The organism is Enterobacter sp. E1, assembly GCF_016809815.1.
GTDB lineage: Bacteria > Pseudomonadota > Gammaproteobacteria > Enterobacterales > Enterobacteriaceae > Enterobacter > Enterobacter adelaidei.
In genome coordinates this window covers 1,118,507-1,132,473 of the sequence record NZ_JAFBJM010000001.1, presented here as the reverse complement: position 1 = coordinate 1,132,473, position 13,967 = coordinate 1,118,507, and the positions used below count along the sequence as shown (strand labels likewise).

The 13,967-nt window shown below is 54.5% G+C and carries 14 protein-coding genes and 1 other RNA gene; 10 read left to right on the top strand and 5 right to left on the bottom strand.

All coding sequences use genetic code 11. The features are described 5' to 3' along the window. The first annotated feature begins 88 nt into the window (after positions 1-88). Positions 89-457 carry a helix-hairpin-helix domain-containing protein gene (locus JGF26_RS05600; RefSeq protein ID WP_028017638.1) on the top strand — a complete coding sequence of 123 codons (369 nt, stop codon included), beginning with the start codon at positions 89-91 and terminating at the stop codon, positions 455-457. Positions 458-556: 99 nt separating this feature from the next. Continuing rightward, positions 557-955: a YbgC/FadM family acyl-CoA thioesterase gene (locus JGF26_RS05595; protein WP_028017637.1), complete on the top strand. Its 399-nt coding sequence runs from the start codon at positions 557-559 to the stop codon at positions 953-955. Positions 956-1,017: 62 nt separating this feature from the next. Here JGF26_RS05595 and queC read toward each other — a convergent pair whose 3' ends face one another. Together queC and JGF26_RS05585 are read right to left on the bottom strand one after the other, a co-directional pair. Continuing rightward, the gene (queC, locus tag JGF26_RS05590) at positions 1,018-1,713 is read right to left on the bottom strand and encodes a 7-cyano-7-deazaguanine synthase QueC (RefSeq protein WP_134707197.1); all 696 of its coding nucleotides are present in this window, start codon (positions 1,711-1,713) and stop codon (positions 1,018-1,020) included. A gap of 65 nt (positions 1,714-1,778) precedes the next feature. Continuing rightward, positions 1,779-3,479: an SgrR family transcriptional regulator gene (locus JGF26_RS05585; RefSeq protein WP_134707198.1), complete on the bottom strand. Its 1,701-nt coding sequence runs from the start codon at positions 3,477-3,479 to the stop codon at positions 1,779-1,781. Between the two features lie 101 nt (positions 3,480-3,580). On the opposite strand from JGF26_RS05585, the gene cof reads away from it, so the two are divergent. Next, entirely contained in the window at positions 3,581-4,399 is an 819-nt protein-coding gene (gene cof, locus JGF26_RS05580; RefSeq protein ID WP_114977941.1) for an HMP-PP phosphatase, read from the top strand. Positions 4,400-4,439: 40 nt separating this feature from the next. Here cof and JGF26_RS05575 read toward each other — a convergent pair whose 3' ends face one another. Beyond that, positions 4,440-5,486 (bottom strand): PLP-dependent cysteine synthase family protein, encoded by a 1,047-nt coding sequence (locus JGF26_RS05575; protein ID WP_049007488.1) that lies wholly within the window; start codon positions 5,484-5,486, stop codon positions 4,440-4,442. A gap of 115 nt (positions 5,487-5,601) precedes the next feature. Between JGF26_RS05575 and JGF26_RS05570 the strand changes: the two genes are divergently transcribed. The 5 genes from JGF26_RS05570 (at position 5,602) to amtB (ending at position 11,521) form a co-directional block, all read left to right on the top strand. Beyond that, entirely contained in the window at positions 5,602-6,060 is a 459-nt protein-coding gene (locus tag JGF26_RS05570) for an Lrp/AsnC family transcriptional regulator (RefSeq protein ID WP_015571267.1), read from the top strand. A 30-nt stretch (positions 6,061-6,090) separates the two neighbouring features. Beyond that, positions 6,091-7,863 (top strand): SmdA family multidrug ABC transporter permease/ATP-binding protein, encoded by a 1,773-nt coding sequence (locus JGF26_RS05565; protein ID WP_028017632.1) that lies wholly within the window; start codon positions 6,091-6,093, stop codon positions 7,861-7,863. Continuing rightward, positions 7,856-9,637 (top strand): SmdB family multidrug efflux ABC transporter permease/ATP-binding protein, encoded by a 1,782-nt coding sequence (locus tag JGF26_RS05560; protein WP_134707199.1) that lies wholly within the window; start codon positions 7,856-7,858, stop codon positions 9,635-9,637. Before JGF26_RS05565 ends, JGF26_RS05560 begins: the two co-directional genes overlap by 8 nt. A 220-nt stretch (positions 9,638-9,857) precedes the next feature. After that, positions 9,858-10,196 (top strand): P-II family nitrogen regulator, encoded by a 339-nt coding sequence (glnK, locus tag JGF26_RS05555; protein ID WP_008503304.1) that lies wholly within the window; start codon positions 9,858-9,860, stop codon positions 10,194-10,196. A 35-nt stretch (positions 10,197-10,231) separates the two neighbouring features. Then, complete coding sequence (gene amtB / locus JGF26_RS05550; protein WP_028017630.1) at positions 10,232-11,521, top strand: ammonium transporter AmtB; 1,290 nt, start codon at positions 10,232-10,234, stop codon at positions 11,519-11,521. A gap of 48 nt (positions 11,522-11,569) precedes the next feature. Here amtB and tesB read toward each other — a convergent pair whose 3' ends face one another. Further along, the gene (gene tesB / locus JGF26_RS05545; protein ID WP_028017629.1) at positions 11,570-12,430 is read right to left on the bottom strand and encodes an acyl-CoA thioesterase II; all 861 of its coding nucleotides are present in this window, start codon (positions 12,428-12,430) and stop codon (positions 11,570-11,572) included. Between the two features lie 203 nt (positions 12,431-12,633). On the opposite strand from tesB, the gene JGF26_RS05540 reads away from it, so the two are divergent. Continuing rightward, on the top strand, positions 12,634-13,161 hold the full coding sequence (locus JGF26_RS05540) for a YbaY family lipoprotein (protein WP_028017628.1): 528 nt from the start codon (positions 12,634-12,636) through the stop codon (positions 13,159-13,161). A 33-nt stretch (positions 13,162-13,194) separates the two neighbouring features. Here the strand turns inward: JGF26_RS05540 and JGF26_RS05535 are convergent, their stop codons facing one another. Next, on the bottom strand, positions 13,195-13,506 hold the full coding sequence (locus tag JGF26_RS05535) for an MGMT family protein (protein WP_028017627.1): 312 nt from the start codon (positions 13,504-13,506) through the stop codon (positions 13,195-13,197). Positions 13,507-13,675: 169 nt separating this feature from the next. Between JGF26_RS05535 and ffs the strand changes: the two genes are divergently transcribed. Next, positions 13,676-13,772, top strand: an RNA gene (gene ffs, locus JGF26_RS05530) — signal recognition particle sRNA small type. Positions 13,773-13,967: the final 195 nt, after the last annotated feature.

Genomic DNA, 13,967 nt, shown 5'->3' with positions numbered 1-13,967 from the left:
CCTTTTCCATTTCTGTTATCTGTCGTTTGTGCCTGTTTTCCGGGGCGGCTATCGTGGTGTGGCTGTCAACAAACAAGGAGATAACAGCATGAAATGTGGAATCAAAGTACTGCTCATTACACTGGCTATTGCCACCACCGGGATGAGCGCTGGCGCGCTGGCTGCAAAAGCACAGGTCGTACAAAGTCAGGCAGAGACACCAGCACAAACGAATGCTCCCGCCAAAACAACAGGGAGTAACAAAGCGGCTGACAATGATGGCTCGCGAGTCAGCATCAATTCAGCATCAGCAGAGGATATCGCTCGCGTGATGAATGGGGTAGGGCTGAAAAAGGCGCAGGCCATTGTCAGCTACCGCGAAGAGTATGGCCCCTTTAAAACGGTCGACGACCTGAAGCAGGTCCCGGGGATGGGTAGCTCACTGGTTGAGCGCAATCTCTCACACCTGACGTTGTAAATAAGCAATTTCTTGCACTGCTGCAAAAATTTGCCAGGATAATGAGGTCATACCAGTTGTGACCTCTAATCCTATAACAACACTAAAGGCTATTGCGCTATGCAGACAAAAATCAAAGTTCGCGGTTTCCATCTTGATGTATACCAGCATGTCAATAACGCCCGCTATCTTGAGTTTCTTGAGGAGGCTCGCTGGGACGGTCTGGAAAACAGCGAAAGTTTTCAATGGCTGACTGCGCATAACATCGCGTTCGTGGTCGTCAATATTAATATTAACTACCGCCGTCCTGCCGTACTGGGGGATGTGCTGACTGTCACCAGCCAGGTACAGCAGCTAAATGGGAAGAGTGGCGTGTTAAGTCAGGTAGTGACGCTGGATCCCGAAGGACAGGTGGTGGCTGATGCTCTCATTACCTTTGTCTGTATTGATCTTAAAACCCAGAAAGCGCTGCCGCTGGAAGGAGAGTTGCGTGAAAAGCTGGAGCAGATGATCGTGTAGGGTTTTTTTCCAGTTCACCTGTGCTGTCGACGCTCATTCGTCGACAGCACGGTGAAGTAACTCTATTTCAGACCGGTTTTTTTCTGCATCGCGGCCATTACGCTGGCCTTATCGGCCAGGTAGTGATTAAGCCCGTTGGCACGCAGGTTACAAGCGGCGCACTGACCGCAACCGTCGCCTTTGATACCGTTATAGCAGGTGAGGGTTTCACTGCGAACCAGGTCCAGTTTGCCCCAGTAGTCCGCCAGTGCCCAGGTCTCTGCTTTATTCAGCCACATCAGTGGTGTTTCAAAGCGCGTCTCTTTCGCCATCCCAAGATTGACCGCGTGGTTTAGTGCCTTCACGAACTCGTCGCGGCAGTCCGGGTAGCCAGAGAAGTCGGTCTCACATACGCCGGTGATCACCGCTTCGGCTTGCACCTGGTAAGCATAAATCGCCGTCAGGGTCAGAAAAAGAATATTACGGCCAGGAACAAAGGTATTTGGGATACCGCTGGCGTCAGATACATAGTCAGGTACAGGAATACTGTCGCGTGTGAGGCTACTGACGGCGAGTTCATTTAACAGCGTAACGTCCAGCACCTTGTGCGCGCGTGCGCCCAGTTTCAGAGCCAGTTCACGCGCAACGTCGATTTCAGCGCGATGGCGTTGACCGTAATCGAAAGTGACACAGTGAACTTCATCATACTGATGAAGGGCCTGAACCAGGCAGGTAGTAGAATCTTGTCCTCCGCTGAACACGACGACGGCACGTTTCATAAATCATCTCGATAGTTACGATAAAACGTTATGTTACCGCCTGACCACGACGGCGACCAGCTTCTTCACGATTTGGGGGCGGGCAGCCAGGCTTCGGTAAAATCAAACCAGCCGCGAGTGTTGAGCCGAATACCGTTGACCCCTGGCGGGGCGCTGATCTGGTATTGATAGTTGAACAGTGGCGTTAGTACAGCTTTTTCCATGAGCTGTGAGAAAATGGTTTTGAGCCCGGCATGTCTGGCCTGTTCGTCGGTCTGGGTTTGTACGGCGTCCAGAGTGGCCTGCAGATGGGCAAATTGCGGCGCGTTCAGCAGGTGTGCCCATAAGACGTCACAGCGCAGCCATTGCTCAAGCGTATATTCCGGCGCTTCGCCAATCAGTCTGTCCCCCATCATGATGTCAGCATCAGCAAGATTTTGGCATCCGTCCCAGGTTTTCGCATCGTAAAAGATGACCGTAAGCTCACAGCCCTGTTGCGCAAGATACAGTTTAAGTTGGCTTGCCATCGTATGTAACTCGACGGGCAAATGGTAAGCCAGTGTTAATTTTTCCGGCAGAGGTACATTCGTTAATTCAGGCCACTTTGGGATCGTCCAGCCGGGAAGTAACTCCTCTGTCGGGGTAATCAACCCTTCATCCAGTGGAAGCGTATGCAGAAGCGTTGAGAGATGGATGATATTGATGAGCCGCCGCGCCTGCATTTCACTCAGGCGCGGGCTTTGCTTCAGGGTGAGATAACAAAAACCCAGACTGGTGCTGTTAGTGACCAGACGCAGGCGCTCCAGTTCATCCGGCTCGCCAATGGCGATCTGCACCGGATGGCGACAGCTGGTACCTAACCCATAGTCAAACAGCGACGGTGTTATCCAGTATTCGATAGCTTTAAGCAATGGATGGCTGAGATGGTACTGTTCGTGGCTTTCAAGACGCACCAGGTCGGGGTCGTACACGCTGAGTCTGAAGGGGCCGCTACCCGTCATCGGCTGGTCGGGATGCGCAAGCCGGCTACAGTAGGTTGCCAACCGGTGCGCCAGCCAGAAGTCCGGTTGATGCAGGATAAAGGTCAGGCACTGGGGATGGGTGACTTCAATATGTAAGACGCTCTGGAACAACTTACGCAAGGAAGGCAGGGCAAGCAGTGCCATCAGGCTTTGTTGAAGCTGCATGGTTTCGACCTTATCACCGTTATGCCAGTGTAGCGTTGAGCGAATATAAAAATGCCAGCGCAAACCGTCCTCTGACACTTCCCAGTGATGGGCAAGATCGCCAGCTGGTTCACTGCTGTTGCCGTGAAAGCGTGTTAACCCGGAAAAAACCTGTCCTGCCAGGTGCTGTTCTGCCCGGCCGGGTAAAAAACCCGGATGAAGGGGATCCAGTGAGCGGTAATAGGGAATGCGCAGCGTCGGCGTATCGTTTTGCCACTGTCCGCCTAAGAACGGATGCAGCAATGAACGTAACTCTTGTGGCGCAAGCTGGGCCAGCTCAAGCGCATTGTGCTGCTGTCCATGCTTCAGAGCCTCTTCCATCATCGCATTGCGCAGTGACTCCGGGGTGACATGGAACGTCAGTTCACCGCGCTTTCCGCGACCAGACTGCGCACGCCAGGTAAGCCATCCCGCGTCATGAGCCTGACGCAGCAGCGTTCGAACATGTCTTTCACTACAGAAACAGCGGGTGGCCAGTTCGCTGATGGTGACGTGTTGTGTCGCGCCAGCGGAAGGCTGCCACAAACGGTGATACTGGTTGAGTCGGTTGAGCTGGCGCATGAGAAACCCGGAACAATATTTATCATCTATTCACTATTACTTCCGTATATCTCACGTAATACTGAAGCACAAGTTAACCGCATCACACTTCAGGAGTAATCATGGCTCGGCTCGCTGCATTTGATATGGACGGTACGCTGTTAATGCCGGATCACCGTTTAGGGGAGAAAACCCTGAATACGCTGAAGCGCCTGCACGAGCGTGATGTCACTTTGACGTTTGCCACCGGTCGCCATGTGCTGGAGATGCGCCATTTACTGGGGGCGTTTTCCCTGGACGCTTTTCTGATCACGGGCAACGGGACGCGCATTCATTCCGTGGAAGGGGACGTTCTGCACCGTCAGGATCTTAACCCGGAAGTGGCGGATATCGTGCTACACAGTACCTGGGATACGCAGGCCAGCCTCCATGTTTTTAACGATAACGGCTGGTTTACCGGGCGTGAAATACCGGAGCTGTTGCATGCACATGTCTACAGCGGTTTTAAATATCAGCTTATCGATCTGCGTCGGATCCCTGCCCATGCGGTGACCAAAATCTGTTTTTGTGGCGATCATGACGATCTCTGTCGCTTGCGCATTCAGTTAAATGAGGCTCTGGGTGACAAGGCGCACCTGACCTTCTCGGCGGTGGATTGCCTGGAAGTGCTCCCCGTGGGCTGTAACAAAGGTTCTGCCCTGGCGGTACTGAGTGACCACCTGGGCTTCACACTGCAGGATTGTATGGCGTTTGGCGATGCCATGAATGACCGCGAGATGCTGGGCAGCGTGGGTCGCGGTTTGATAATGGGGAATGCGATGCCGCAGCTAATTGCAGAACTTCCTCATCTGCCTGTTATCGGGCATTGCGGTAACGAAGCGGTGTCCCATTTTTTGACGCATTGGCTGGACAACAACAACCTCCCATATTCCCCCGAATAGTGAGACCCTTCCAGCAAGCCAGACTTCGGTCTGGCTTTTTTTATTTCACCAGCTGTGCAATTTGCGCTTTCCAGGGCTCAATATCGCCGATATTTGCCTGCACCCATTGCGCATTGTAATAGGTCTCAAGGTAGCGCTCGCCGCTGTCGCAGAGCAGGGTGACGATGGATCCTGTCCGACCCTCTTCACGCATGCGTACCGCTAGCTGCAGGGCTCCCCACATATTGGTCCCGGTAGAAGCGCCGACTTTGCGGCCAAGCTGGGTCTCCAGCCAGTGCGCGGTGGCGACACTTGCGGCATCCGGCACGCGCAACATCTCATCCACCACATCCGGGATGAACGACGGTTCCACGCGTGGGCGGCCAATCCCTTCAATTTTACTGCCCACCGGGCTGCGCAGGCCGATATCGCGGTTCTGCCAGTAGTCGAGGAACACGGAGTTTTGCGGGTCAACCACCATTAGTTGGGTGTCGTAGCCCTGGCAGCGGATATAACGCCCGATGGTGGCGGAGGTGCCGCCCGTCCCGGCGCTCATCACAATGTATGAGGGAACGGGATGCGGCTCGTGGGACATCTGACGGAAAATACTGTCGGCGATATTGTTATTACCGCGCCAGTCGGTGGCTCGTTCCGCAAAGGTGAACTGATCCATGTAGTGGCCGTTCAGCTCGCGAGCCAGCATTTCAGATGCCGCGTAGATTTCACAGGCGCTTTCCACAAAGTGGCAGCGTCCGCCGTAGAATTCGATCTGTTCAATTTTACGTTTCGCCGTGCAGGAAGGCATCACGGCGATGAAGGGTAAACCCAGCAGGCGGGCAAAATAGGCTTCAGACACCGCCGTTGAACCGGATGAGGATTCAATGATGGTGGTACCTTCTTTAATCCAGCCGTTACATAAACCGTATAAAAACAGTGAACGCGCCAGGCGATGCTTCAGGCTACCGGTAGGATGGGTGCTTTCATCTTTCAGATAGAGCTGAATACCGTCAAATCCCGGCAGGGAAAGTCGAATCAGGTGTGTATCCGCCGAGCGCTGATAGTCGGCATTGATTTCGCTGATGGCATGTTTAACCCAGGAGCTATTCATCGTAGTTATCCGTTTGTCATTTTGTGCCCAGCATAGCGAAAAGCACAGAAAAAATTGTTGCTATCTGGCCTTTAAAATAGAATGAAGGGAGAAAAATTTTCTCTGTGAGGTGGGTATGCTAGATAAAATTGACCGTAAGCTCCTTTCATTGCTGCAAAGTGACTGTACCCTCTCTTTGCAGGCGCTGGCAGATGCCGTTAATCTGACCACCACACCGTGCTGGAAGCGCCTCAAGAAGCTTGAAGATGACGGCATTCTTCTGGGACGCGTCGCGTTATTAGATCCCGAAAAACTGGGGCTTGGGTTAACGGCATTTGTGCTGATTAAAACCCAGCATCACAGCAGCGAGTGGTATTGCCGTTTTGTCACTCAGGTTTCTGACATGCCTGAGGTGCTCGGTTTCTGGCGTATGGCCGGAGAGTACGATTACCTGATGCGCGTTCAGGTAGCTGACATGAAGCGCTATGACGATTTTTACAAACGACTGGTGAACAGCGTGCCGGGCTTGTCGGACGTCACCTCGAGCTTCGCCATGGAACAGATTAAATACACCACAGCACTACCTATTGAATAACTTCGTAAAATACCTTCAGGAACAAACCGCGTGCGATTATTTGCCCAATTAAGCTGGTACTTTCGTCGGGAGTGGCAACGCTACCTCGGTGCAGTAGCCCTGCTTATTATCATTGCCATTCTGCAGCTGATCCCGCCGAAGGTGGTGGGCTACGTCGTGGATGGCGTCACCGAACAGCATTACACCACCGCACGGGTGTTGATGTGGGTTGGCACGCTTGTGCTGACGGCCGTCATTGTCTATCTGCTGCGCTACGTCTGGCGCGTGCTCCTTTTTGGCGCTTCCTATCAGCTGGCCGTTGAGCTGCGTGAAGATTTTTACCGCCAGCTGAGCCGACAACACCCAGAGTTTTATCTGCGACATCGCACCGGGGATCTCATCGCACGCGCGACAAACGACGTCGATCGCGTGGTGTTCGCCGCAGGAGAAGGGGTGTTAACGCTGGTGGATTCTCTGGTCATGGGGTGCGCGGTCCTGATTGTGATGTCGACCCAGATCAGCTGGCAGCTCACCCTGCTGGCATTGTTGCCGATGCCGCTGATGGCACTGGCGATCAACCGTTTTGGTGAGCAACTGCATGAGCGCTTTAAGCTGGCGCAGGCGGCGTTCTCTTCACTGAACGACCGTACGCAGGAGAGTATGACCAGCATCCGTATGATTAAAGCCTTTGGTCTGGAGGACCGGCAATCAGCATTGTTTGCAGCCGATGCCGCAGACACGGGGGCGAAGAACATGCGCGTCGCGCGAATTGATGCGCGTTTTGACCCGACAATCTATGTCGCGATCGGTATGGCAAACCTGCTGGCTATTGGTGGGGGGAGCTGGATGGTGGTACAGGGCTCGTTAACCCTGGGACAATTGACCAGCTTTGCGATGTACCTGGGGCTGATGATTTGGCCGATGCTGGCATTGGCCTGGATGTTTAACATCGTGGAGCGCGGCAGCGCCGCCTACAGCCGTATTCGTGCCATGCTGGCCGAAGCACCGGTGGTGAATGACGGCAACCAAGCCGTACCGGAAGGGCGCGGTGTCATAAATGTTGACGTCCGTAAGTTTGTTTATCCGCAAACGGAACATCCGGTACTGGAGAACGTTAGTTTTACGCTCAAGCCTGGTCAGATGTTGGGCATTTGTGGCCCAACAGGTTCTGGCAAAAGTACCGTGCTCTCACTGATTCAGCGCCACTTTGACGTCACGCAGGGCGATATTCGCTTCCATGATATTCCCCTGACGCAACTGCTGCTGGACGACTGGCGAGGTCGTCTGGCGGTCGTCAGCCAGACGCCGTTTTTATTTTCGGACACGGTAGCAAACAATATCGCCCTCGGACGCCCGTCGGCGACGCAGGAAGAGATTGAACATGTGGCGCGTTTAGCCAGCGTACATGATGATATTTTGCGTCTGCCGCAGGGCTACGAAACGGAGGTCGGGGAACGTGGCGTCATGTTGTCCGGAGGACAAAAGCAGCGAATCTCAATTGCCCGCGCGCTGCTTCTCAATGCCGAAATCCTGATTCTGGATGATGCGCTTTCCGCTGTGGATGGGCGTACCGAGCACCAGATCCTGCATAACCTGCGCCAGTGGGGCGACGGACGTACGGTGATTATCAGTGCCCACCGTTTGTCGGCGTTGGCGGAAGCCAGCGAAATTTTAGTGTTGCAGCATGGGCACATTGCCCAGCGCGGGCAGCATGAAAAACTGGCTGAGCAATCGGGCTGGTATCGCGACATGTATCGTTATCAACAGCTTGAAGCGGCGCTGGATGATGCCCCGGAGCAGGATACGGAGGCCGCTAATGCGTAAATTTGGCTCGATGTGGCCGACGCTAAAACGTCTGCTGGCCTACGGTTCACCGTGGCGAAAACCGCTGTCTGTTGCCGTGCTGTTGCTCTGGATTGCGGCGATTGCTGAAGTCAGCGGTCCACTGCTTATTAGCTATTTCATCGACAATATGGTTGCCAAAAGCTACCTGCCTCTGGGGCTGGTGGCGGGCCTGGGTGTGGCTTACGTTGGCTTACAGCTGATGGCGGCGGGGCTTCATTATGCCCAGTCGTTGCTGTTTAACCGTGCAGCCGTGGGGGTCGTGCAGCAGTTGCGTACTGATGTCATGGACGCTGCGCTGCGCCAGCCGCTCAGTGAGTTTGATACCCAGCCGGTCGGGCAGGTGATATCGCGCGTGACCAACGATACGGAGGTGATCCGCGATCTGTACGTCACCGTGGTGGCAACCGTCCTGCGCAGCGCGGCGCTGATTGGCGCGATGCTGGTGGCGATGTTCAGCCTCGACTGGCGTATGGCATTGGTGGCGATCACCATCTTCCCGGCGGTGTTGATTGTGATGATTATCTATCAACGTTACAGCACTCCCATTGTGCGTCGGGTGCGAGCCTATCTGGCCGATATTAATGATGGCTTCAATGAAGTGATCAACGGCATGAGCGTCATCCAGCAGTTCCGCCAGCAGGCACGTTTTGGCGAGCGGATGGGCGAAGCCAGTCGTTCACACTATATGGCGCGTATGCAGACGCTGCGGCTGGACGGTTTCCTGTTGCGCCCGCTGTTGAGCCTCTTCTCCGCGCTGGTGCTCTGTGGTCTGCTCATGCTGTTTGGCCTGACCACTCACGGAACTATTGAGGTTGGGGTCCTGTATGCTTTTATCAGCTACCTTGGCCGCCTTAACGAACCGTTGATTGAGCTTACGACACAGCAGTCGATGCTCCAGCAGGCCGTCGTGGCAGGGGAGCGAGTGTTCGAGTTGATGGACAGACCACGTCAGACCTACGGCAACGATGACCGCGCGCTGCAAAGCGGGGCCATTGCCTTTGATAACGTCTCGTTTGCTTATCGCGAAGACCGGCTGGTATTGCAGGACATCACGCTGGATGTCCCGTCGCGGGGCTTTGTTGCGCTGGTGGGGCATACCGGCAGCGGTAAGAGTACGCTCGCAAGCCTGTTGATGGGTTACTACCCGCTAAGCCAAGGTGAAATTCGCCTCGACGGACGCCCGCTCGCGTCTCTCAACCATAATGTGTTACGTAAAGGCGTTGCAATGGTGCAGCAGGATCCGGTCGTGATGGCGGATACCTTCTACGCCAACGTGACGCTGGGTCGGGACTATACCCATGAACAGGTCTGGGATGTGCTGGAGAAAGTGCAGCTGGCAGAGCTGGCTCGTGGGTTCAGCGACGGGATCAATACGAAGCTGGGTGAGCAGGGGAACAATCTCTCTGTTGGGCAAAAACAGCTTCTGGCGCTGGCGCGGGTACTGATTGAAACGCCGCAAATTTTGATTCTGGACGAAGCAACGGCCAGTATTGATTCCGGTACCGAACAAGCTATCCAGCAGGCACTTGCCGCCGTGCGTGACCATACGACGCTGGTGGTAATTGCCCACCGCCTTTCCACGATTGTTGAGGCGGATACTATTCTGGTGCTGCACCGTGGACAAGCCGTTGAGCGCGGTACACACCGGGAGTTGCTGGAAGCAAAAGGGCGCTACTGGCAGATGTACCAGTTGCAACTGGCAGGCGAAGAGCTGGCTGCCAGCGTGCGCGAGGAAGAGTCACTGAGCGCCTGACGCACCAAAATGAGGCGGCGCACTAACAGTCATTCCTGTTGGTGCAAAACTGAAACGCACCGTGCACCGGCATGGTGCGTTTTTTTTCACCCGTTTGTTGATCAAGGCCGCGTAACGCTCCTTGCACCGCGATTCACCCTGTTTTTCATTTCTGGCACACCCCTTGCAATATCCTCTGCGTTAGCTGCGGCCATTACCGAATTCTGACTGGAGGGGATCTATGAAGCTGGTTACGGTTGTAATCAAACCATTCAAACTCGAAGACGTGCGTGAAGCGTTGTCTTCAATGGGTATTCAGGGACTGACTGTCACCGAAGTGAAAGGCTTTGGTCGTCAGAAAGGTCATGCCGAGCTTTATCGCGGGGCGGAATACAGCGTTAACTTCCTGCCAAAAGTAAAAATTGATGTCGCGATTGCTGATGACCAGCTTGATGAAGTCATCGATGTGATCAGCAAAGCGGCCTACACCGGCAAAATTGGCGACGGCAAAATTTTCGTTGCCGAACTGCAGCGCGTCATTCGCATCCGTACCGGCGAATCTGACGAAGCGGCACTGTAAGTAACTCCTGGCACACAGTGATAGGGATCGAGAAAATGAAGATAGCAACACTTAAAACGGGTCTGGGTTCGCTGGCACTGCTGCCGGGCCTGGCGCTGGCTGCTGCTCCTGCGGTGGCAGACAAAGCCGATAACGCCTTTATGATGATCAGCACCGCGCTGGTGCTGTTCATGTCTATTCCGGGCATCGCGCTGTTTTACGGCGGCCTGATCCGTGGCAAAAACGTTCTCTCCATGCTGACGCAGGTTGCCGTGACGTTTGCACTGGTCTGCGTGCTATGGGTGGTTTACGGTTACTCGCTGGCCTTCGGCACGGGCAACGCCTTCTTTGGCAACTTCGACTGGGTGATGCTGAAAAATATTGAGCTGACCGCGCTGATGGGCAGCTTCTACCAGTACATCCATGTTGCTTTCCAGGGCTCGTTCGCCTGTATTACTGTCGGGCTGATTGTGGGCGCGCTGGCTGAACGTATTCGCTTCTCTGCTGTGCTGATTTTTGTCGTGGTCTGGCTGACGCTCTCCTATGTGCCAATTGCACACATGGTCTGGGGCGGTGGTCTGCTGGCAACGCACGGTGCGCTGGACTTCGCGGGCGGTACCGTTGTACACATCAACGCCGCGGTAGCGGGTCTGGTAGGGGCCTACCTGATTGGCAAACGTGTTGGCTTCGGTAAAGAGGCGTTCAAACCGCACAACCTGCCGATGGTCTTTACGGGTACTGCGATCCTCTACTTTGGCTGGTTCGGCTTCAACGCCGGTTCGGCAAGTGCCGCGAACGAAATTGCTGCACTGGCTTTCGTGAACACTGTAGTGGCTACGGCGGGTGCAATCCTCTCCTGGGTATTTGGTGAGTGGGCGGTGCGCGGTAAACCTTCCCTGCTGGGTGCCTGTTCAGGGGCGATTGCCGGTCTGGTTGGCATCACGCCAGCGTGTGGTTATGTAGGTGTAGGCGGTGCGCTGCTGGTCGGCCTGGTGTCCGGTCTGGCGGGTCTGTGGGGCGTGACTGCACTGAAACGTATTCTGCGCGTTGATGACCCTTGCGATGTGTTTGGTGTACACGGCGTGTGCGGCATCATCGGTTGTATCATGACAGGTATCTTCGCCGCGAAATCTCTCGGTGGCGTGGGTTACGCAGAAGGCGTCACCATGGCTCATCAGCTGCTGGTACAGCTGGAAAGTATTGCTATCACCGTTGTGTGGTCTGCTGTAGTGGCCTTCATTGGCTATAAACTGGCGGACATGACGGTCGGTCTGCGCGTACCGGAAGAGCAGGAACGCGAAGGTCTGGACGTCAACAGTCACGGCGAGAATGCGTATAACGCATAATAAACAGCAAAACGGCAACTTCGGTTGCCGTTTTTAATGGTTGTTCCCTCAGCCTCTATTACGCATCACCCCTTCCTGTACCGTCGAGGCCACCAGCACGCCATCCTGGGTATAAAACTCCCCACGTACAAACCCGCGTGCGCTTGATGCCGACGTACTTTCCACACTGTAGAGCAACCACTCATTCATGTTGAAAGGACGGTGGAACCACATGGAGTGATCAATCGTCGCAACCTGCATCCCTTTTTCCAGGAACCCGACGCCGTGCGGCTGCAGCGCCACCGGCAGGAAGTTGAAATCAGACGCATAACCCAGCAAATACTGATGAACGCGGAAGTCTTCTGGCACATTACCGTTAGCCCGGATCCAGACCTGGCGCGTCGGCTCGGCGGTGTGACCTTTCATCGGGTTATGGAACTCGACGGGACGGATCTCAAGCGGCTTGTCACAGAGGAACTTCTCTTTGACCTGCGGTGGAAGCAGATGCGCCAGCGCGCGGGCGATGTCGGTTTCAGATTTCAGCTCGTCGGGTACCGGGGCCGGAGGCATCGCCTTCTGGTGCTCATATCCGGTTTCAGGTGCCTGGAAAGAGGCGGTCATGTAAAAGATTGGCTTACCGTTCTGAATGGCTGCTACGCGGCGCGCGCTGAAACTGTTGCCATCTCGCAAGACTTCGACGTCATAAACAATCGGTTTTGCGCTATCGCCGGGGCGTAAGAAGTAGCTGTGGAATGAATGCACCAGACGGTCTGCCGGGACAGTCTCCTTTGCAGCGTACAGCGCTTGTCCAACGACTTGCCCGCCGAAGACCTGGCGTAAGCCCAAATCTTCGCTCTGTCCGCGAAAGAGTCCTTCCTCAATTTTTTCCAGATTCAGTAATGTCAGCAGATTGTTCAGTGCCTGACTCATAGTTGTCCTCAATAAACGCCGTAGCGAAAGATAGGCAGAGTATAACGCAGAAATGAAAGTGGTCCGATGGGTAGAATAATCTGAATAACGGGACGATCTCAGGCATTAATCAGTGATCTGTGCCACACTTGAATACGTTATGTGATTGAAACGACATCGGATGGGATCGATCCCGCTGGTGCATTGATGATAAGGAGACTTCAATGAAACTCGTGCCCATGCTAAGTGGTGTAGCTATTGCGGTGGCGTTGTCCGCCTGTGCCGGTAAGAGCGCCCAGGTGCCAGTGCCAGCAGCAGACCCAAACGGGATTAATACCCTTTCTCAGCAATCCATTCAGCAGCCTAACGTTTCCGGTACCATCTGGATTAAACAGAAAGTGGCCTTACCGCCGGATGCGGTATTAACGGTAACCCTGTCTGATGCTTCTCTGGCAGACGCGCCGTCGAAAGTGCTGGCGCAGCGTGCCGTCCGTACTGAAGGTAAGCAAGCACCGTTTAGCTTCGTGTTGCCGTACAACCCATCAGACGTGCAGCCTAATGCCCGTATCCTGCTGAGCGCAGCGGTAACCATTAACGGTAAGCTGGTCTTTATCACCGATACGGTCCAGGAAGCGATTAACAACGGTGGGACCAAAGTTGACCTGAACCTGGTGCCGGTGCAGCAGACCGAAGTCCCGGTTGCTCCGCAGACCAATCAGCCTTCCCTGCCAACCCCACCGACGCAGATGTAATTTCTGCATTGCCCCTCTCCTTCGGGAGAGGGGTCAATATACCCAGCGATACTTCTGTAAATCGATCTGCCCGGACCCCGACACCTGCACACCTTCTGAGAGTAATGCCTGACGTTGACGCTGGAGATCCGGACCCGTCAGCGAGATGACACCATGACGGTTCACCACCCGGTGCCAGGGCAGGGTACTCCCTTCCGGTAGTCTTTTCAGGACACCGCCCACCTGCCGCGCTGCACGCGGGGAACCCGCCAGACGCGCGACATCACCATAGGTGGTAACATAGCCTTCCGGAACAGAGGCCACGATTTGCCATACACGCTGCGGAAATGAGTCGTGTTCGTCCATACGTTCACCTGCGGGATTTACTGGACAGCCATGTTAAACGAAGATCGTCAGGATTGCTGCGCCAGTTTGCGCAAGAAACCAGCATCCGGTTCCTGGCAGCTTGCAATTGGGCGTTAGCACAGGGATAATGCGCCAGCGCGTTGGTTATCAACGCTCTCAATGGGGGCTCTGTTGGTTCTCCCGCAACGCTACTCTGTTCACCAGGTCAGGTCCGGAAGGAAGCAGCCAGGGCAGACGATGTGTGTGCCGGGATGTAGCTGGCAGGGCCCCCACCCATTTGTGGCTCCGCAAGATTTTCCCTGCTTCTCCTTCCCCTTAAACGGTTAGTCCACAATATTAGTACGCCTATATCGTGTAATATATATTTCATCGCATTGAAATATTATTGTCATAAACCTGTAATAATAGACTGTCATTTTATCATTGGATGTCTATTTTCTTCCATAACTCAAAAAAATATA